This is a genomic window from Halalkalibacterium halodurans, assembly GCF_004376175.1.
GTDB lineage: Bacteria > Bacillota > Bacilli > Bacillales > Bacillaceae_D > Halalkalibacterium > Halalkalibacterium halodurans.
In genome coordinates, this window is sequence record NZ_SNUY01000029.1 from 1 (window position 1) to 20220 (window position 20220).

The 20220-nt window shown below is 44.4% G+C and carries 19 protein-coding genes; 2 read left to right on the forward strand and 17 right to left on the reverse strand.

The genetic code is table 11. From position 1 onward, the window contains the following. A partial coding sequence (locus E2L07_RS10800; protein WP_134229560.1) for an integrase core domain-containing protein occupies window positions 1-276 on the forward strand: 276 nt, incomplete at its 5' end. 252 nt (window positions 277-528) lie between these two features. Here E2L07_RS10800 and E2L07_RS10805 read toward each other — a convergent pair. The 5 genes from E2L07_RS10805 to E2L07_RS10825 all read right to left on the reverse strand — a co-directional run bounded on the left by E2L07_RS10805 (window position 529) and on the right by E2L07_RS10825 (window position 7393). Further along, window positions 529-1512, reverse strand: a complete 984-nt coding sequence (locus E2L07_RS10805) for an alpha-ketoacid dehydrogenase subunit beta (RefSeq protein ID WP_010898910.1) — start codon at window positions 1510-1512, stop codon at window positions 529-531. Window positions 1513-1528: 16 nt separating this feature from the next. After that, complete coding sequence (locus E2L07_RS10810; RefSeq protein ID WP_010898911.1) at window positions 1529-2521, reverse strand: thiamine pyrophosphate-dependent dehydrogenase E1 component subunit alpha; 993 nt, start codon at window positions 2519-2521, stop codon at window positions 1529-1531. Window positions 2522-2541: 20 nt separating this feature from the next. Beyond that, window positions 2542-3966, reverse strand: coding sequence for a dihydrolipoyl dehydrogenase (lpdA, locus tag E2L07_RS10815; RefSeq protein ID WP_134229561.1), 1425 nt, complete (start codon window positions 3964-3966; stop codon window positions 2542-2544). A gap of 49 nt (window positions 3967-4015) precedes the next feature. Continuing rightward, window positions 4016-5110: a branched-chain amino acid dehydrogenase gene (gene bcd, locus E2L07_RS10820; protein ID WP_134229562.1), complete on the reverse strand. Its 1095-nt coding sequence runs from the start codon at window positions 5108-5110 to the stop codon at window positions 4016-4018. 237 nt (window positions 5111-5347) lie between these two features. Further along, the gene (locus E2L07_RS10825; RefSeq protein ID WP_134229563.1) at window positions 5348-7393 is read right to left on the reverse strand and encodes a sigma 54-interacting transcriptional regulator; all 2046 of its coding nucleotides are present in this window, start codon (window positions 7391-7393) and stop codon (window positions 5348-5350) included. A gap of 171 nt (window positions 7394-7564) precedes the next feature. Between E2L07_RS10825 and E2L07_RS10830 the strand changes: the two genes are divergently transcribed. Continuing rightward, window positions 7565-7822 carry a DUF2627 domain-containing protein gene (locus tag E2L07_RS10830; protein ID WP_010898915.1) on the forward strand — a complete coding sequence of 86 codons (258 nt, stop codon included), beginning with the start codon at window positions 7565-7567 and terminating at the stop codon, window positions 7820-7822. Window positions 7823-7840: 18 nt separating this feature from the next. Here the strand turns inward: E2L07_RS10830 and E2L07_RS10835 are convergent, their stop codons facing one another. The 12 genes from E2L07_RS10835 to E2L07_RS10890 all read right to left on the reverse strand — a co-directional run bounded on the left by E2L07_RS10835 (window position 7841) and on the right by E2L07_RS10890 (window position 19658). After that, window positions 7841-8638, reverse strand: coding sequence for a hypothetical protein (locus E2L07_RS10835; RefSeq protein ID WP_134229564.1), 798 nt, complete (start codon window positions 8636-8638; stop codon window positions 7841-7843). Then, window positions 8635-9303: a glycosyltransferase family 2 protein gene (locus E2L07_RS10840; RefSeq protein WP_134229565.1), complete on the reverse strand. Its 669-nt coding sequence runs from the start codon at window positions 9301-9303 to the stop codon at window positions 8635-8637. Before E2L07_RS10840 ends, E2L07_RS10835 begins: the two co-directional genes overlap by 4 nt. After that, entirely contained in the window at window positions 9296-9754 is a 459-nt protein-coding gene (locus E2L07_RS10845) for a hypothetical protein (protein WP_010898918.1), read from the reverse strand. Before E2L07_RS10845 ends, E2L07_RS10840 begins: the two co-directional genes overlap by 8 nt. After that, complete coding sequence (gene steA, locus E2L07_RS10850; protein ID WP_134229566.1) at window positions 9751-10890, reverse strand: putative cytokinetic ring protein SteA; 1140 nt, start codon at window positions 10888-10890, stop codon at window positions 9751-9753. The genes E2L07_RS10845 and steA overlap by 4 nt, the downstream gene beginning before the upstream one ends. 210 nt (window positions 10891-11100) lie before the next feature. Then, window positions 11101-11298: a hypothetical protein gene (locus E2L07_RS10855; RefSeq protein WP_053430720.1), complete on the reverse strand. Its 198-nt coding sequence runs from the start codon at window positions 11296-11298 to the stop codon at window positions 11101-11103. 143 nt (window positions 11299-11441) lie between these two features. Beyond that, window positions 11442-12245 (reverse strand): sporulation transcription factor Spo0A, encoded by an 804-nt coding sequence (gene spo0A, locus E2L07_RS10860; RefSeq protein ID WP_010898921.1) that lies wholly within the window; start codon window positions 12243-12245, stop codon window positions 11442-11444. A gap of 267 nt (window positions 12246-12512) precedes the next feature. Beyond that, entirely contained in the window at window positions 12513-13826 is a 1314-nt protein-coding gene (gene spoIVB, locus E2L07_RS10865) for a SpoIVB peptidase (RefSeq protein ID WP_134229573.1), read from the reverse strand. Between the two features lie 127 nt (window positions 13827-13953). Next, window positions 13954-15651, reverse strand: a complete 1698-nt coding sequence (gene recN, locus E2L07_RS10870) for a DNA repair protein RecN (RefSeq protein ID WP_134229567.1) — start codon at window positions 15649-15651, stop codon at window positions 13954-13956. A gap of 30 nt (window positions 15652-15681) precedes the next feature. Further along, entirely contained in the window at window positions 15682-16131 is a 450-nt protein-coding gene (ahrC, locus tag E2L07_RS10875) for a transcriptional regulator AhrC/ArgR (RefSeq protein WP_010898925.1), read from the reverse strand. Between the two features lie 199 nt (window positions 16132-16330). After that, on the reverse strand, window positions 16331-17149 hold the full coding sequence (locus tag E2L07_RS10880) for a TlyA family RNA methyltransferase (protein ID WP_134229568.1): 819 nt from the start codon (window positions 17147-17149) through the stop codon (window positions 16331-16333). Between the two features lie 7 nt (window positions 17150-17156). Beyond that, the gene (gene dxs, locus E2L07_RS10885; RefSeq protein ID WP_010898927.1) at window positions 17157-19046 is read right to left on the reverse strand and encodes a 1-deoxy-D-xylulose-5-phosphate synthase; all 1890 of its coding nucleotides are present in this window, start codon (window positions 19044-19046) and stop codon (window positions 17157-17159) included. A 9-nt stretch (window positions 19047-19055) separates the two neighbouring features. Next, the gene (locus E2L07_RS10890; protein ID WP_010898928.1) at window positions 19056-19658 is read right to left on the reverse strand and encodes a CNNM metal transporter family protein; all 603 of its coding nucleotides are present in this window, start codon (window positions 19656-19658) and stop codon (window positions 19056-19058) included. Window positions 19659-20220 lie beyond the last annotated feature (562 nt).

A 20220-nucleotide genomic window follows, 5' to 3' on the forward strand; every position in this document is an offset into this window, starting at 1 on the left:
AGAGAGTATCGACCTCTCAAGCAAATCATTGAACGACTAAATCGCACGTTTAAAGGGAATTATCGTTCGACGCACGGCTTTGGTTCTGAACAGGGATCTGTTTCTTTTGTGACATTGTTTGTGGCTTACTTTAACTTCTTGCGCCCACATTCTTCACTTGAAGGTAAAGTGCCAGTCACAATTCCAGAATTAGAAAAGCTACCAACCATGCCAGCGAGATGGACAGCCCTTATTGGATTAGCTCAAGACTGGATTCAACAACAACAGTCAGCCTAACTTTTGTTTAGCTGAGCCCTATTCAGCTATCGGCGAAGCGAACTCTTGACAAACCGAACTTGCCAATGGTTTAAAATGGAAAAAGTCAAGGGTTATTTGGCATGCCTACTTTTGTTCCCTTCGCCCTTGATTGACCTCTGAATAAACCATTGGCGTGTTTGTCAAGAGCGATAGCGCGGCCTTTCCACCTAATAAATGGTAGTAGTGTTAGAACCAAATAAGGTTTTCATAGAAGTTTTGACACTACCTCTACTAAAACTCTGCTAATTCACGGATTGCCTTCTCTACTTTATCTGGATTGATCATAAAATGTTTTTCCATCGTCGGTGCATATGGCATCGCTGGTACATCTGGACCTGCTAACCGTTGAATCGGGGCATCTAGATCGAATAAACAATGTTCGGCAATGATCGCTGCTACCTCACTCATGATGCTGCCTTCTTTATTATCCTCTGTCACTAAAAGGATTTTTCCTGTTTTTGAAGCGGCTTCGATAATCGCATCTTTGTCTAACGGATAGACTGTGCGTAAATCTAAAATATGGGTCGAGATCCCATCTTTTTCAAGACGCTCAGCTGCTTGCAACGCGAAGTGGACCGCCAGACCATATGTAATGACAGTAACGTCGTCCCCTTCCCGTTTGACATCTGCCTTGCCGATTGGTAGGGTATAATCGTTTTCAGGTACTTCACCCTTAATGAGCCGATAAGCCCGTTTATGTTCGAAAAAGAGAACTGGGTCATCAGAACGAATGGCCGCCTTTAACAGCCCTTTTACATCGTATGGTGTAGAAGGCATGACTATTTTCAATCCTGGAGTATTTGCAAACATTGCTTCCACCGATTGAGAGTGGTATAACGCCCCGTGAATCCCTCCGCCGTAAGGTGCGCGAATCGTAATTGGGCATTGCCAATCATTGTTGGAACGGTATCGGATTTTAGCAGCCTCAGACACAATTTGATTCACAGCTGGCATAATAAAATCAGCAAACTGAATTTCCGCCACTGGGCGCATCCCATACATTGCCGCGCCAATCCCAACACCTGCAATTGCTGATTCAGCAAGCGGGGTGTCTAATACGCGCGCTTCGCCAAATTGTTCATAGAGTCCGTTCGTTGCCCGGAATACACCACCGCGTGCCCCTACATCTTCCCCGAGAACAAATACATTTTCATCCCGCTCCATCTCTTCTTTTAATGCGAGCGTCACTGCTTCTATATAAGACATTACAGCCATTGTTCGCCCCCCTTTTCTATTCCGCGTATACGTGGCCCAACGCTTGCTCTGGATCAGCGTACGGTGCACGTTCTGCATACTCTGTTGCTTCGTTCACCATGTCACTAACTCTCTTATCCATCGCTTCTTTTCCTTCTTCCGTAAGCGCTCCCGTTTCGAGTAAGTATTCAGCAAACGTAATCAGGGCATCGTATTTTTTCGCTTCCTCCACTTCCTCACGAGAGCGGTAGGCGCGATCATCGTCATCGCTAGAATGCGGAGTTAATCTGTACGAAACCGTCTCGATCAACGACGGGCCTTCGCCACGACGTGCACGATCTGCAGCCTGCTTCACCGCTTCATATACAGCAAGAGGATCGTTTCCATCAACCGTTACCCCTGGCATTCCATAGCCGATAGCCCGATCTGATACTTTTTCGCATGCAAGCTGTTTTTCAATCGGAACTGAGATCGCATATTTATTGTTTTCACACATAAAAATAACCGGAAGCTTATGAACGCCAGCAAAGTTGGCACCTTCATGAAAGTCTCCTTGGTTGGAGGAACCTTCCCCAAACGTCGTAAAGGTAATAAAGTCTTCCCCTTTCATTTTTCCCGCTAGGGCGATCCCTACAGCGTGAGGAACTTGCGTGGTGACAGGAGATGATCCGGTTACAATGCGAAGTTTTTTCGATCCGAAATGTCCTGGCATTTGCCGGCCTCCTGAGTTCGGATCTTCCGCTTTTGCAAAACCGGAGAGCATTAAATCCTTTGCTGTCATCCCAAACGTTAAGACGACACCCATGTCACGATAGTATGGAAGAATGTAATCTTTCGTCCGATCAAGGGCAAAAGCTGCACCTACTTGGGCTGCTTCTTGTCCTTGACACGAAATCACAAATGGAATTTTCCCAGCTCGATTTAAAAGCCACATCCGCTCATCGATTTTTCGTGCGAGGAGCATCGTCTCATACATATGTACGACTGTTTCATCAGACAACCCTAGCTGCTTATGGCGTGGTTCTGTCATAGAACTACCTCCTTCAGTCTTTAAAAATGAATCGCCTTTCCGTCAACGGCTAATGCCGCTTCACCAACAACCTCGGATAACGTTGGGTGGGGATGAATCGTTTGGGCCACTTCCCAATGGGCTGCATCGAGAACCTTTGCTAGTGCAGCTTCAGAAATCATATCGGTCACATGGGGCCCAATCATATGAACACCGAGTAGATCATCTGTTTTCTTATCAGATAGGATCTTTACAAATCCATCAGATTCGCCATAGACAAGTGCTTTGCCGATCGCTTGAAACGGAAACGTTCCGACTTTTACTTCGTAGCCTTTCTCTTTTGCCTCCGCTTCTGATAGTCCGATGCTTGCCATTTCTGGATGGCTATATACACACCGGGCAACCGTTAAGTAATTAAGTGGTTCAGGCTTGTGATCCGTCATATGCTCAACTGCAAGGATTCCTTCGTGAGACGCCACATGGGCAAGCTGCATCCCGCCGATCACATCACCGATCGCATAAATATGCGATTCTTTCGTTTGATACCACTCGTTTACTGCAATGGCGCCATCAATGACTTCAATATCTGCATTTTCAAGTCCGATGTCATTCACGTTCGGTGTTCGTCCAACGGAAACGAGCATTTTTTCAGCGGTGAAACGCTCGCTCACACCGACAACCTCCGCCTCAATTGCGACCGAGTTATCTCCTTTTTCCAACGTTTCCGCTAACACTTTTGCGTTTGTTTTGAATGTAACGCCTCTCTTTTTTAAAAGACGCTCAGCTTCCTTTGCAATATCCGCATCTTCGGTCGGTAAAATTCGTGGACCGTATTCAATGACTGTCACGTCAACGCCAAAGTCATTGAGCATCGAAGCCCACTCGATTCCGATCACGCCGCCACCAACAATGAGCATCGACTTCGGCAACTGCTCCATTTTCAGCGCCTCGTCAGACGTTAAGACAGCCTCACCGTCAATTTCCATCCCTGGTAAGACGCGAGGTGAGGAACCTGTTGCAATAATGACGTTTCGCGGAATGAGCATCATATTGTCTTCTCCGTTGTTCATTTCAACCGAGATCGTACCAGGCGTAGGGGAGAAAATCGATGGACCTAAAATGCGTCCATGGCCTTCATAGACATCGATTTTTCCTTTTTTCATCAGCATTTCGATCCCGCGATGGAGCTGCGTGACAATTTGTTCTTTTCGATTTTGTACACTCGTAAAGTCTAACGTGGCTCCGTCAATCTTCACGCCAAACTGATCGGCTTTCTGAACCGTCGAAAATACTTCTGCCGACCGAAGCAACGCTTTACTCGGTATGCATCCCTTATGTAAGCACGTGCCACCTAATTTTCCTTTTTCGACTAATGCCACTTTTAGACCGAGTTGTGTGGCGCGGATGGCGGCTACGTAGCCACCAGTCCCTCCACCTAAAATGACGAGATCGTACTCTTCCGCCATGTAAAATCCTCTCCTTTTAAATACGTGCTAGTCTAACTGCCAGAAGAAGTTAGCGACGAGACAAAATATGTTGACCGTTTTGCAAGAATTGTCGACGGGAACGTCTCATCCGTTCAATTCGCTCTTCTGCCATTCGATCTGCTGCTTTGTATGTCGGAATACCATCGCGTTTCGCAATCTCAAATACTTTCGCCAAATTATCATAAATGCCTTCTACTTTTTTCAACGCACGCTCACGGTTATAGCCGCTTAATTCGTCCGCTACATTAATAACGCCACCCGCATTAATAACATAGTCTGGTGCATAGACGATCCCCATTTCGTGGATCATATCACCGTGGGCTTGTTCTTTCAACTGATTATTCGCCGCACCTGCAATCACCTTTGCTTTTAATTGCGGGATCGTATCGTCATTAATAATCGCTCCGAGGGCACACGGGGCAAAAATGTCGCAATCAACACCATAAATGTCGCCAACGTCGACAGCTTTTGCGCCAAAATCGCGAATCGCCCGTTCAACCGATTCTTTATGAATATCGGTCACTATCAAGTCTGCCCCAGCTTCATGCAGATGTTTACATAAATTGTACGAAACATTTCCTACTCCTTGAACAGCAACTGTCTTTCCTGCCAAATCATCTGTTCCGAACGCCTCTCTCGCTGCTGCTTTCATACCGACGAACACGCCGAATGCCGTAACAGGCGAAGGGTTTCCAGAAGAGCCGAAAGCCGGAGAGATTCCCGTCACATAGTCCGTTTCTTGATGAATGATGTCCATATCATCCACCGTAGTCCCTACATCTTCTGCTGTAATGTAGCGCCCATTTAACCCTTGAATGTAACGGCCGAACGCGCGAAACATTTCTTCGTTTTTGTCTTTACGAGGGTCGCCAATGATAACCGTTTTACCACCACCGAGATTAAGACCTGCTGCGGCATTTTTGTAGGTCATCCCTTTGGCTAAACGCAGGGCATCTTCAAACGCCGCATTTTCATTTTCATACATCCACATTCTCGTCCCACCGAGGGCAGGTCCAAGGGTCGTATCATGTATCGCAATAATCGCCTTTAAGCCTGATGTTTTATCTTGACAAACGACCACTTGTTCATAGTCATACGTTTCCATATAAGAAAATAGTTCCATTAATAGATCCTCCTTAGAAGTCGCACTTCATCCTAGTCACACATCTTAAGTTGCAAGTTTTATGCCAACTTCAATCGGTAGCTATTCGGCTTTCTGTCTAGAAAACCATAATCTGTCGTCAAATCTATAAGCGTGCGTCTTCGTTTTTCCTTAATCACTGTCAAAACTGTGCAAACAATCCGTCGCTCGAGTCTGCAAAATTCATCATACCATGCAAATTATTGCATGTCATTTTTTTCAGTCGATCCCATGTTTCTCAAGTTTGTAGTACAAATTACGAACGGAAATGTCTAGTTGCTTGGCAGCCAGCGTTTTGTTCCCACCAGTCTTCGCGAGCGTTTCGAGAATCACTTGCTTTTCATACTCGTTGACACGCTCCTGTAAAGACCCTTCGCTTTCCTTCGTTTCGGGCGTTTTAAGCATCGATTTTTCTCGCACGCCAAGGCTCGGTAGATGTTCTGCTGTTATGTAAAGAGAATGGTACGGCATGTAGATCATCGCTCGAGCCAATATGTTTTCTAGCTCGCGCACATTTCCAGGCCAATGGTAAGACATGAGCAAGTTCAATGCTTCCACAGTGACCCCTTCCACATTTCGACCATAATCAGCATTTAGTTTAGACAAAAGATAATCAACTAAATCAGGAATGTCATCAAGTCGTTCTTTTAATGCTGGTATGTAAATCGGCATTTTATTTAATCGGTAAAACAAGTCTTCTCTAAACGTTTTATCCTGGATGCTTTTTTCAAGATTTACATTGGTTGCTGCAATCACACGGACATCAATGGGGATCGCTTTCGTTCCCCCGACACGGACGATTTCCTTTTCCTGCAACACCCGAAGAAGTTTCGCCTGCGTGCTGCTCGATAGCTCCCCAATCTCATCTAAAAAGATACTACCGTGGTTCGCTTCTTCAAAAAGACCACGTTTTCCGCCCCGCTTAGCTCCTGAAAACGCTCCTTCCTCATAGCCGAACAGTTCACTCTCTAACAAGGTTTCTGACAGTGCAGCACAATTCACACGAATAAATTTGTTATATTTTCGACTGCTTGCATTATGTATCGCATGGGCGAAGAGCTCTTTTCCTGTCCCAGATTCCCCTCGCAACAAGATCGTCGCAGGAGTGGAGGCGGCCAACTTTGCCTGCTTGACGGCTACTTGAAATTCGGCGGATGAACCGATAATGTCTTCAAATGTATATTTTGCTTCAAGGTTTCGAATCAGCTGTTTTGCTTTTTCTAACTCATCTGTTAGCTTCTTAATTTCCGACATGTCATGAATGACGGCGACGCTTCCTTTTAATGCTCCATCTACAATCACTGGTGCCACATTCACAACAACTTCCCGCTTTTTCGGTCCTACTTTCATTCTCGCTCCTCGTACAGGTCTTCTCGTACGAAGAACTTGCATATGCATGCTTTCCCCTTCCGAAATATCAGTAGTGGCTGGTTGTCCAATGATTTGTTCTGGAGTTAACCCTGTGAGCCTCGTATAAGCTGGATTGATCATAATACCCTTTCCGAGTTCGTCAACGACTGATATGGCATCCTCACTTGACTTAATGATCGCTTCCAACATCGTTTGCACACTTTTTAAATTCGTCACGTACTCTGCTAGTTCGACGACTTCCGTGATGTCTTTGAATACCGCGAGCGCTCCGATGCAGCGATCTTGATCCATGAGCGGTACGCGAGTCGTGACGATTTTCACACCATTATCGAGCACAAGGCGGTGGTTGATTTCTTTCTTCTTCGTTCGAACGACCCGTTCTAGCTGACTCGAAGGCAAAATTTCTCGAATCGGACGACCAATGGCAGCCTCTGCCTTCACCTCGGACATTCGTTCTGCTGCATGGTTAAACAGAAGAATGCTTCCATGCTCATCGATGGCAATCATCCCATCATGGGTGGACTGCAAAATCGTCTCTTGGAGAGAGGCATGCTTCCTCGTTTGTTCAACAAGCAGTTGCTTTTCCTCCATCAAGGAGAACATAAAATAAGCGATATGACTTGGGATGACTGCGATCCGTGGGCCAGCTTTCGTTCGGACCGTTTCTGCCATTTGCGGCAAACCGGTCGCCTCAATAATGACATCAATTTGTTCGAACGGAAGCTTTGTCCAATCGTCATACGTTCTTATACCAAGCATTAGAGCTTTATTTATGCCTGGTGCTTTTTGATTTACGTCAACGATCCCTTGCACCTGAAATCGCTTCGCTGCTACAAGCATCTCAAGTAAAGCCGATCCTCCCTTTCCTGCTCCAAGAATGGCTACACGCTTCACGTTCTAACCTCCCCTTGATCAAAAAGTCCCCAAGATAACTATTACGTAAATGTCACAAAGTTGCAACTGAGAACTTCGACAAGCCCGACTTTTTTCGTTAAAATAAGGATCGTAAGGGCTCCAATGGGCGCCCGGAATATCTAAATTATTTAACCTACTAAAGGAGTCATTATGTTACGTTTTATTGCTTTAATGTTACTCGTCCTTCCTTGTGTCATCGCCGGTTACGGCATTAAACTAATGAGAGATACGATCATGCAAGAGCTGCTATTTCCTTGGCCATCGTTAGCGATCCAGTTTTTGGCAGGATTCATTTTATTCGTAGCTGGCTTTAGTTTCATTGGTGGCTTTATTTTTCACCGCGACCGAAAAAATGGAAAAGTAGCTCCCCGCTTCCAAAAACGACCAAAACAGGACAATCCTCACTAATCGTCCGGTTTCGGTCGTTTATTCTTGTGTGGATACTCCAATTTGATCGAGCAAACGGAGCAAAGAATGCCTTTCAATAATCGAAGTAAAGGAGGTTCGCTCAGCGAGAAATGTTACCGCCGTAAACAATAGCGCAATGATCCATTGCTGAGTGACACCTGTATGGAATATTACGACTAACGCGATGATGGCTCCTACAGTTGTTGCTCCATTGTCCCCTAACATCGCTTTTTTATGCCCTTCCATCACAAAAACAATGTAAAAAACCGTCACAAAATACAACAACACGTCAAACGGTAAATAAAACAGCACCGGTAAAAAGGCTACAATAAAAAGAAAGGCAAGCTTCCAAACCCGCAAAGGCCGAGTATCAAATAAATTCATCCCATGAGGAATGAGTAGTAGTAACAAAATATAGCGTACAAACTCTTGAAGCGAGGTGGGCTGAAAGGCGAAGACGACAGCCAATGTAATGATAAAAGTTCCTCCGGCTTTTAAAACACCTGTCGTCGGTTTTTTCGTGACAAACGCTTGTTTAAAATGACCTTTCAACCCTTTAGGATAGGTGGTTCCGAAAATATCGTCTAGGATGCCTAACACCCAAATGGTCGTGACATAAAGGAGTGGCATAAAGGAAAGCAAAGGAGTTTGAACAGGAGAGAAAAATACATAAGCGATAAAAGCAAAAAAGATAAATGCACCTAGACTATAAGGGATCGGATCTCCTTTAAAATTCGTCACCGTCCATTGAAGCTTTTCAAACAGGGTATAGCTCCCGTACGCAACAAAGCCTAAGGTAAAAAGAACAATGATCACGTGTTACTCCCCCTTAACGCCCGTTCGATATCAATCCATTGCTGAAAACGATGAATAAACCCAGAGATCGTTTTTCCTGTGTATCGATGAGCCATCAATGTTGGTATTTCTTTTACGACCGCTCCTCGCAGCAAGAAGTGAAGCAACATCTGCGTTTCAACACCAAAGCCTTGAACGTTTTCTTCAAGTAATGAGGGAAGCCAGCGGCGGTGAAATGCTCGCTGTCCAGAAAGAGGCGCGGTGAGAAAAGCACCAGTTCGCTTGGCAATATATTGTTGTGCCCGTTTTTTCACGAGCCCGAACCCTTTCTTCGATGAATGGGTCGGAAGCATGCCAATGACGAGATCAGCCTCATTCGTTAGGAGAGGTGGAAGGAGGTGAGCCATTTCTGAAGAAGTGCTCCCAAGGTCCGCATCGAGCATCACAATGTGCGTGCCCTCTGCTCGTTTCCAGCCTTCCATGAGAGCTTGACCTTTTCCTTGATTAACAGGAAGTGCTACCGTGATATCTGCCAAACGTTCTGCAATTTTTTTCGTGTCATCTGCGCTCCCATCATCAACGACGATCACTTCACAATCAAGGGACAAATCACGAATCCCTTGTATCGTTTGCGGAAGATCGCTTGCTTCGTTGTAAGCTGGGATCACCACAGAAATCCTACTCACTCTCCACCACCTCCTTCATGCGAAGCAACGAAATATAAAACTTAAAATAATCCTCCCGCGTCGTTGGAACTTCCTCAAGGGCAAGAAGGGGTACATCTTCCTCAAGCTCATACTCTCCTAGGGCGATGAGAATGCCTTTCCGCTCTAACAGCTGCTGCTCTGACAAGAGAGGCTTCGCTTCAACACCCATCTGGCTCAGCATTTCACCTACCGATTGGAGCTCGTGTGATTCTTCACTCATAAATACGGCAAGTGATGACAACTCCTGGCGCAAAAAATCTTCCCATACTCTCTTTTCAGCCACGAGTGTACCGTTCTCTTGTCTCAAAGCTTGAACGTGTTGATACATATCGTCTGCCAGCCATGACTTATCCATGCTGATGCCAAGAATCATTCCAATCATAATGGATAAAAGGGTTGTGACGATTCCTTTAAGTCGCTCTTTTCTCATAAAAAGCCTCCCATTACCCAACTCCATAACAAACTGATGACGAAGGCCACGCGTGGGTGTAATAACAATACACTGCAGGCGCCAACAGGAGCTAACCGCCACATCCATTCACTTCCCATTTCCTGCTGGTGGTGCCGATATAATCGATGAATCCCTTTTAAATCTGTAATCCGCTCACCGGCCTGCATGCGGCAGAGCAAGCTCCCCGCCATTCCACTCCTGCCTTTTTCCAGAAACTCTTTATAGCCGAAACGGCACCCAACTAGATAAAGGTGTTCCGCACCGCTCCAGTACGCCAAATAAACCGCCACATCCTCACTCGTTCCGATGAACGGAAATGTTTCGGCTGTGAGACCTAACGCTTGTAAACGTTTAAGTCCGGGAGCTCCACCATTAATATATTGATGAACTAATCGCTTTGGAATCGCTCGCAGTGTTTGCTCTGTCACTGAATCCATATCACCGATGATCATGTTCGGCTTCAAGCCTTGTCTGATCATGCCATCGGCAGCACCGTCGACTGCAATTTTTATTATATTTCTTTTCGATAATTCCTTTTTAAAAACAGCTAAATCTTGTTCAAAACCGGCATACCTAGCAACAATTAATACTTGCCTGCCTTTGCAAACGTTAAACAGGTCCGGGATCATTGGCTTTTCTGTGAAATAAGCGACCTCGTTTTTTGCATAGTCCCATGTATTTTCAAAAAAAGAGGTAAAACGCTCAGCAAAGTCGGCATCTGCTTTCTGATTAATCTGGGCAATGGTTGCAGCATCGTATTTTTGCAGACGGGCTACTTTTCTATATCCTTTCTCAGAAGCGACAAATAATGAACGTTCCCGCAGCAACACTTTTTTCCCGTTTAATTCGAGCTCATTATTTGGAGTAAGGACTTCCGCCACATCATAAACCGCAATGCCCTCCTGCAAGAGTTGATAAATAAAATCATGCCGGAACGCCCCATTCATCGTGGAGCACAAATTGACGATGGCTTTCACTTGTCTCGCCAATAATCCTTCCACCGCAAGGGAATCGAGATTTTCGTGTGAAATCACAGCAATCGATCGTTCAGGAAGCGTTTCCAATAGCTTTTTTGTCTTTCGATGCTGATAAGCTGTCCCTTCAATTCGCCCCATGTCTTTCCCTACTTTCTTCTGTATGCACCAGTCATAGTATGATTCGAAACGAATCGTTTTAGCAGCTTCACTTTTAGGAAAACATATCCATCACTTTCTTAAGTTATCATGACGAATGCAATCAAATAGGCCAAGAGCTTAAAAAGACTCTTGGCCGGATAATGGGCACGGTTAGACAGGAAAAAATTTTTTTCGATGGAACCGGGTCGGTTAATAGCCGACAAAACCAACAGAGTCAGCTTCCTCTTCTGTGTCCCACGCCTGGTTTTTCTTTTTCTTATTGTCTGCCTGAAGATTGAGATAGATGGACTCTAAATCTACATGTTTTTCATAGTGCCACTGCAAAGCAACTGAAGTGTAGAGTTCATTAAGCTGAGCATATGAAAACCCTTTTGTCCACTCAACCAATGTTTTTACTTCGTCTTCTTTTTCAAATCTATATTTCAGAACGAAACAAACCCAACAAATCTAAAGATAAGATTTATTGGGTTCGTTATGCTGATTTGAAAGCAGGTTTTTTTCTAACATGAAAAAACCTACCTCTTTCCCTTTCAGCTTACTTTGTGCTCAATTCGCAGCTTATCGGCTACCATGGCGATAAACTCTGAGTTTGTTGGCTTGGCTTTAGAGACGCTGACTGTGTAGCCGAACAAATTGGAGATGGAATCAATGTTCCCACGACTCCATGCTACTTCAATCGCGTGACGGATGGCGCGCTCCACGCGGCTTGATGTCGTGTTAAATTTCTTGGCGATGTCAGGGTATAGTACCTTTGTAATCGATCCGAGCAATTCAATGTCATTATACACCATCGTAATCGCTTCACGGAGATACATGTAACCTTTAATGTGAGCTGGGACCCCAATTTCGTGAATGATGTTCGTAATGCTCGCATCTAAATTAAAGACGTTTGCTTCAGGCTTCTTCGGTTGTGCAAATGAAGAGTGGTTAGATGCAGTATTTTGCACAAACGAACGTTTTTGACCGCTAACTTCACGGATGTTATTAATTAAAATCTCCATATCAAAAGGCTTTAATACGTAGTAAGAGGCTCCTAAATCAACCGCTTTTTTCGTGACATCTTCTTGACCAAAGGCTGTTAGCATAATGATGTTCGGCTTCGTTTGCAAGTTCATGTACGGGAGTTTTTCAAGTACAGCCAAACCGTCCAAATGAGGCATAATAATGTCCAAAATTAAAACATCTGGCTGTCTTTCCTCCACAATCGATAAACATTCTTGACCGTTAAAAGCAACGCCTACCACTTCCATATCGTCTTGGGCAGACACATAGTCATTCAGTAAGTTCACAAGTTCGCGATTATCGTCAGCAATACATACTTTCACCTTTTGCACGAGAACAACCCTCCAGTTACTAAGATACTTCCTTGTCATAAACTTTTCGACATTCGACCTAGAATCCCTCTTCAAATTTTAAAAAAATTAAAAAATCCCATAATTTCTTTTATTTCCTTCGTTTTACTCTTGTTTTCGATATGATTCGCCATTTGACTACAAAGAATTTATTCCTTTTGTCGAATTTTCTTTATCCTTATCATAGCACACTTTCTCTTCTTCGTTCATCCTTTTCTTTTTGCAGAAATGGGAAAAAGCCAAAGGAGGTCAACTCGCTTTGGCTTTTGATTGATCGAAGGTAATACCTGCCTCTTCAAGCATCCAACTTATATGACATCCGTAACCGCTAGTGGGATCGTTTACAAACACATGAGTCACTGCACCAACAAGCTTTCCGTCTTGAATAATCGGACTTCCACTCATCCCCTGAACAATTCCACCTGTTGTGTTTAGCAATTTTGGATCTGTCACTTTGATGACAAGTCCTTTTGTTGCCGGTTGCTTTTGTGGAACCGAGCTGACAATCTCAATATCAAATTCTTCAACTTTTTCTCCTTCAACAACGGTTAAAATTTTGGCGGGGCCTTCCTTCACATGGTTTGATAATGTCACCGGAAGTGCTTCATCTGACACATGATTTTTTAAATCCTTTTCGGTTAGCGTTCCAAAAATTCCGAATGAACTATTTTTCTCAATTGTCCCTAATGTGTTACGTTGGTTTGAAAAACTCGCTAACTTTTCACCTGGGTCTCCATTGCTCCCTTTGTCAATAGACGTAACAGATGAGCGAATAATTTGACCGTCGTGAACAACGATCGGCTTTTTTGTATCCACATCAGATATCACATGCCCGAGAGCACCATATTTTTTCGATACTGGGTCATAGAACGTTAGTGTGCCAACACCTGCAGCTGAATCTCGAATGTACAATCCCATGCGAAAGGTGGATTCTCCTTTATTTTTCAAAGGTGACAACTCACGTACAAGGGTTTGATCCCCTCGACGAATTTCCACTTTTAATGGCTTCTTGCCTTCTCCCGCTGCTTGGACCACATCTCCCACTTCATCCATGTGCTGAATTTCTTTATCATTCAGTTTGGTAATTCTGTCACCTACACGGATACCTGCCAGTTCCCCAGGTGATTTCTCACCGTTTTCTGAATGGATGAGATGATGACCAACAACAAGGACACCATCTGTATTCACTTTTACACCGATCGACTGTCCGCCAGGAACGACTTTCATTTTCGGAAGCGTATCAATGCTCAGCTTTTTGATTGGAATGCCTGCTACTTCTATTGTGGCTTCATCTGTACCTTCTTCTACTCCTGTAACGGTTTGCTTCGTGTAACCATCATCTGTTGGCATAGCTTCAAATGCCACTTTCGATTCTTTCGTAGACACTGTTATTGCTTGACTTAACATGCTGGAGGTTTCCAGCCATTCGAGTTGTTCTCCCTCAAAGATCGTTAATGATGTTGGTGACATCAGTAAGTCTTTCACGGACGGAGAAAAACCGATCATCATCATCGTGACAAGGAGACAGCCTCCTACCACCATTCGAATCGTTTCGCCTCTCACTTCCTTCACTCTCCTAGCTCCTAGCCCACACACCCGATTGGTTTGGCTCTATATCTAATGTTGCCTTTCGAGCTCACGTTTATAACTGTTTCGGGATGAAAAAAGCTAACCTTTATTGGTTAGCTTTTCAATGGTTACATTTGATGCTTGTCGCTAGGTCCAGAAGCTCCTTTGCGTGCTCCTTTGTCAGCTCTGTCATTTCAACGCCAGCGATCATTCGCGCGATCTCTTCCACCTTTTCTTCATCCTTAAGTGCTCGCACTTCGGTCGTCACCCTACCCCCTACTTCCTTTTTTGAAATGTAGAGGTGCGTATCTGCCATGGCAGCCACTTGCGGTAAATGAGAAATGCATAAAACTTGCGAGCCGACGGAAATGTGGCGAATTTTTTCCGCTATTGCTTGCGCCACACGTCCGCTTACTCCTGTATCCACTTCATCGAAAATAACGGACGTGACGCCTTGATGATTGGAGAAGATTGTCTTTAATGCGAGCATAATCCGTGAAATCTCGCCACCTGAAGCGACTTTGGCTAACGGCTTGACTGGTTCCCCTGGATTGGTGGATAAATAAAATTCTACATCATCTACGCCATTTTCACGAAAGGGCTTCTTCCCTTCTGCTGTTTCATGAAATTTTACTTCGAAGGACGTTTTCTCCATGTAAAGAGCGCGCAACTGCTCATGAATTGACTCGGTTAGCTCCATTGCTATCTGCTTACGAATGTTTGTTAAGGCAGCACTTTCCACTTCTAAATCGAGTCGCATCGTTTCCAATGACTGCTCTAATTGTTTGATGCGGTCATCTTTATGTAAAATCGAATCAAGCTGTTCCTCAATGGTTGATGCGTATTCCACGATTGCGTCGACTGAATCACCATATTTACGTTTCAGCTTCTGCAGTTCATGAAGTCTGCTTTCAATCATTTCAAGTCGTGTAGGATCAAACTCAAGCTTGTCCAAATAGTCACGGAGTGTGAACATCGCCTCTTCAAGTAAATAATACTGCTCCTGTACGTGTTGTTGAAGCTTACCTAATTCTGGGTCGTAGCTCGAAGCGTCTTCAATATGAGTGAGGGCATTGTTGATCCATTCAAGTCCTCGCCCTTCTCCATATAAATTATTGTATGCATCATGTACAGACTTAAACAGCTTTTCTGCATTTGCCAGCTTTAATCGTTCAGCTTCAAGTCGTTTATCTTCACCTGGTTCAAGGTTTGCGGCTTCAATTTCTTTTAACTGGTATTGAAATAAATCTGTTTTTTGCGCCATCTCTTTTTCATTTTCCGTCAATTGAGCGAGTTGTCTTTCCAGCGCTAAGTATTGCTTATACAATTCCTTATACTCATCCAACACAGTCTCTAATGGATGGCCCGCAAAATGATCGAGTAGTGAGAGATGCTGCTCTTTATGAAGCAATGTTTGATGCTCATGTTGTCCATGGATATCCACAAGGCTTTGACCAATTTCTCTCAAGATTCCGAGCGTGACCAACTTTCCATTAATCCGGCAAATGCTCTTTCCTTGATTTGTCACATCTCTTCTTAAAACGATCATCCCATCATCCGCTTGTATTCCGAGGGCCTCCGCTTTCGCAAAAGCAGGATGCTTCGGCTCCAATATAAAAAGGCCTTCAATCTCTGCTCGTTTTTCGCCATAGCGGACATACTCCGCTGATCCTCGGCCTCCTAGCAGCAGACCAATCGCATCAATGATAATTGATTTTCCAGCACCCGTTTCCCCTGTCAATACGGTTAAACCTTTATCAAAAGAGACTGTTAATTGTTCAATGATCGCAAATTGTTTGATGGATAACTCAACGAGCATCGCTCATTCACACCTTTACTATAGGTTAACCTATAACATGTTTAAAAATCGCTCGGTCACTACAGGTCCATCTTGCTTGTCTTTACATATGATCAGGATCGTATCATCACCACAAATGGTTCCCATAATTTCAGTCCAATCAAGGTTATCAATGAGCGCACCAATGGCATGGGCATTCCCTGGCAATGTTTTCATCACAATTAAATTATCCGTTCGGTCGATGCTAACAAAAGAGTCCACAAGACCACGTTTGAGCTTTTGTAACGGATTAAAACGTTGGTCAGCTGGTAAACTATATTTATATCGCCCATCCATCATTGGTACTTTGACAAGATGCAGCTCTTTTATGTCACGAGAAACTGTTGCTTGGGTGACATTGTAACCAGCCGCCTTTAACTGTTCTACAAGCTCATCTTGCGTTTCAACATCGTTATTTGCAATGATCTCTCTAATTTTAATATGTCGCTGTCCTTTATTCATGATTACCACCTGTTTTCTAGAGTCAATACCTTTATTATCTACATAATTTGTTAGGAAAACAACCGATGATGACTGACTGTAGGCGCACTCGGAAAGTCGCCTCGTGTTTGACGCTTTGCGCTAGACATCTCTGTTTCTATATTTATAGAAAAACTTGGCATAGTGGCCAAGCTTCCTTGTTGCTTTTTTCTCGATCGTTTTACCCTTTTTTCAACTCTAAATGGGCCCGTTCAACAGTGTCTCGAATCATTTCTTGGGAAATAAAGGATTCTTTATCCTTTCGCCACATCAGGTGAAGAAGAAACTCAATATTTCCTTCTCCTCCCGTTATAGGTGAAAAGTCAAGTCCTCCTACGGCATAACCTTCTTTTAAAGCAAATTCAACGATTGTGCTTAACACTTTTTGATGAACGCTTTTATCACGGACGATCCCCTTTTTCCCCACTTCCTCTCGACCTGCTTCAAATTGTGGCTTCACTAAAGCTACGACGTCGCTATTCTCAAGAAGCATCGTTTTTAAAACAGGTAAAATGAGTTTAAGCGAAATAAAGGATACATCAATGGTCGCCATATTTGGCAGTCCACGTTCTAATACCTCTGGCTTCAAATAACGAAAATTCGTCCGTTCCATTACAACGACTCGCTCGTCTTGGCGAAGCTTCCATGCTAATTGATTGTAGCCTACATCGACCGCATACACGAAGGTCGCCCCATTTTGCAAGGCGCAATCTGTAAACCCTCCTGTAGAAGCACCGATATCTAAGACAGCTCTGTCGGTTAAATGGAGGTCAAATGCACGGATGGCTTTTTCTAGTTTTAAACCGCCTCTGCTGACATAAGGAAGCACCTCTCCCTTGACGGAAAGAGGTGTATCACGATCCACCTTTAACCCAGGTTTATCGACTCGTTCATGTCCTGAGAAAACGAGACCAGCCATAATCGACCGTTTGGCTTTTTCCCTCGTTTCCATCAGGCCACGCTCCACGAGCAATACATCTACACGTTCTTTTTTACTCATCTTAGCCTTACGCCCTTTTTTGCTTTCTCGGAAGCAATTTGCTTAATTGGTTCGCCACTTGGCTTGAGGTGAGGCCAATTTCTTCAAGCAATTCGCTTACGCTTCCGTGTTCAATAAATCGATCAGGTATTCCCATCCGCTGGGTGACGACATTGTGATACCCATGGTCATGGAAAAATTCCAGTACCGCACTACCAAAACTTCCTTGCACCGCTGTCTCCTCAAGCGTTAATACTGGTCGCCCGCTTTTCGCAATCTCGTGAAGCATCGCCTCATCAAGAGGTTTAACCGACCTAGCATTGATTAACCGGATGGAATAACCTTGTTGTGAAAGCTCTTTACTCGCTTGCTCTGCAACTGGGATCATCGTTCCGAAGGTAAGAATACAGGCATCCGTTCCTTCTTGTAGCACTTCCCACGATCCAATTGGGATTTCCTTTAACACCTCGTCCATTTTGATTCCATACCCGTTCCCTCTCGGATAACGGACAGCTATTGGTCCACCCTCATATTGAATGGCTGTATAAACCATGTGCTGCAATTCATTTTCGTCCTTTGGCATAAGGATCTTCATGTTTGGTAAATGGCGTAAATAGGCGATATCGAAAACCCCTTGATGTGTTTCGCCATCTGCCCCAACAAGTCCTGCTCGGTCAATTGCAAAAAACACGTTTAAGTTTTGCCTGCAAATGTCGTGCACGACTTGGTCATATCCCCTTTGCAAAAAGGTTGAATACACAGCGAATACGGGCTTTAACCCTTGTGTTGCAAGTCCCCCGGCCATTGTGGTCGCATGCTGCTCTGCAATCCCTACATCAAACATACGATCTGGAAATTCCTTTGCGAATTGGTCAAGCTTCGTCCCACCAGGCATGGCTGCAGTGAGGGCCACAATTCGAGGGTCGTTGCGAGCAATTTTCTTTAATGTTTCTGCAAACACACCGCTATAACTTGGCGGAGCCGGTTTTTTTACAAGCTCACCTGATTCAATTTTGTAATGACCGACCCCATGCCATGTACCCTTCTCATCATTTTCTGCGGGGGCGTAGCCTTTTCCTTTTTTCGTCAGAACGTGAATGAGGACAGGACCTTTTGTTTTCTTCGCGTATTTCAAGTTTTCCATCAAATCGTCAAGGTCATGGCCGTCGACTGGTCCTAAATACGTAAAGCCCATTTCTTCAAAGAAAATGCCAGATACGAGCAAGTACTTTAAGCTGTCTTTCACACGCTCAGCCGCTTGAGCCAACTTACCACCGAAAGCTGGAATCTTTTTGATCAGCATTTCCAGATCTTCTTTTGCCTTTTGATATTTACCTGCTGTCCGCAAGCGCCCAAGAACATTGTGAAGAGCACCGACATTTGGAGCGATCGACATTTCATTATCGTTTAATACGACAATTAAATCCTTCTGCTCATGTCCGATATGGTTTAACGCTTCGAGGGCCATGCCACCTGTCAACGCTCCATCACCAATGATGGCGATAACGTTTTCATCTGTCCCCTTTAAATCACGGGCTGTAGCCATTCCCATCGCTGCAGATAGAGAAGTGGAACTGTGTCCCGTTTCCCAAACATCATGCTCACTCTCGTCGCGTTTCGGAAATCCACAAAGCCCTTTATATTGTCTAAGTTGATCGAATTGTCCTGCTCGTCCAGTCAAAATTTTATGTACGTAAGCTTGATGACCTACGTCCCAAATCAACTTGTCTTTCGGACTGTCAAACAGTGAATGTAATGCCAACGTCAATTCGACAACCCCAAGGTTTGGCCCGAGATGGCCGCCCGTAATGGATAGCTTTTCAATTAAAAATTGACGAATCTCTTCCGCTAATTGCTCCAATTCTTGCTTTGTCATTGATTTGATCAAGGAAGGATCGTGCAGCTTCTCTAAGTCCATGAAGTGACCTCACTTTCGAGAATTTTTCTCTTTCTTCTTTTTTCCATTTGGTAGAAAGTTTATGTTCATTTTTTCTTCAAGAAAATAAAACACTTTTCCTACTTGGTAAATAATTGCGGTGGAATGCTCAATCGCCAATGTCTTCCCAATCGCTTTACCGCCCACCGTTAGCGCGGCTACCACACTCGTAAATAAAACCGACAACGCAAATTGCTGGCCTGAGTTTTCACCATACCCGAGCTGTAAAGCCAACTGAATGACAACATAGGTGGCTGCTGTTCCACTCACAATACCTGATATATCTCCAATTACATCGTTGCAAAAATTCGCAAACCGATCCGCATTGCGAGTAATGGCGACAGCTTGTTTTGCCCCTTTTAACCGCTCTGAAGCCATCGCATGAAATGGCTTTTCATCTGCTGCAGTTGCTGCCACCCCAATTGTATCAAAAAGAATCCCAACAAGCACAATAAGCAAAACGATTCCCATGCCAACTGCCCAGGAAACACCGCTTAACATGAATGTGGAGACAATTGAAAAAATCGCCGCTAACACAAGCGTGATAACGGCAATAGCTAAAGTCCAATTTATTGATTTTCCTAGAGATTTCATAGCGCCTCGCATACACCTTTTTAAATAGAATACACTAAATTCGTTCCGACTGCGTATGTATGAGAGTGGTCATTTAAAGAGTAAACTCTGTGGCTTAGGTCCAGTAGGATTTCCCAATTCAACACCAGTGCGTCGCCGCGCTGGCGGTTTCCCTTTATGTTGAACTTGGCGCTGTCACCAAACGCCAGACTGGATTACCACTTAGTCCACACTGTAATCCTCTTTAAATGTCCCCATGGAACAGTCTAGGAGTTTTCCTCGGCAATCCCTTGCCATTCTCTTATCCTCTTTTGCAGAGCAGATTTCATATGGTACTAGAGAGGCAATGGCTGTTGGCCGACAGCGGATTGCTTCAAAACCCATAATCCCCTCTACTCCACTCAAGGCAGGCTACGCTGCTGACAAGCTCCCTAGCTTGCCTTCGCAGGTTCATACCCTTTGCTCTTGCCCTATGTCCATACATAAGCAGCAGAGAAAAAGGCCTCCACAGTAGGAGGGTCATCGCCCACATGCCTTTGTGGATCGCCCTACTACCTTTTCTCCCAGCAATGACCCAAGGCTG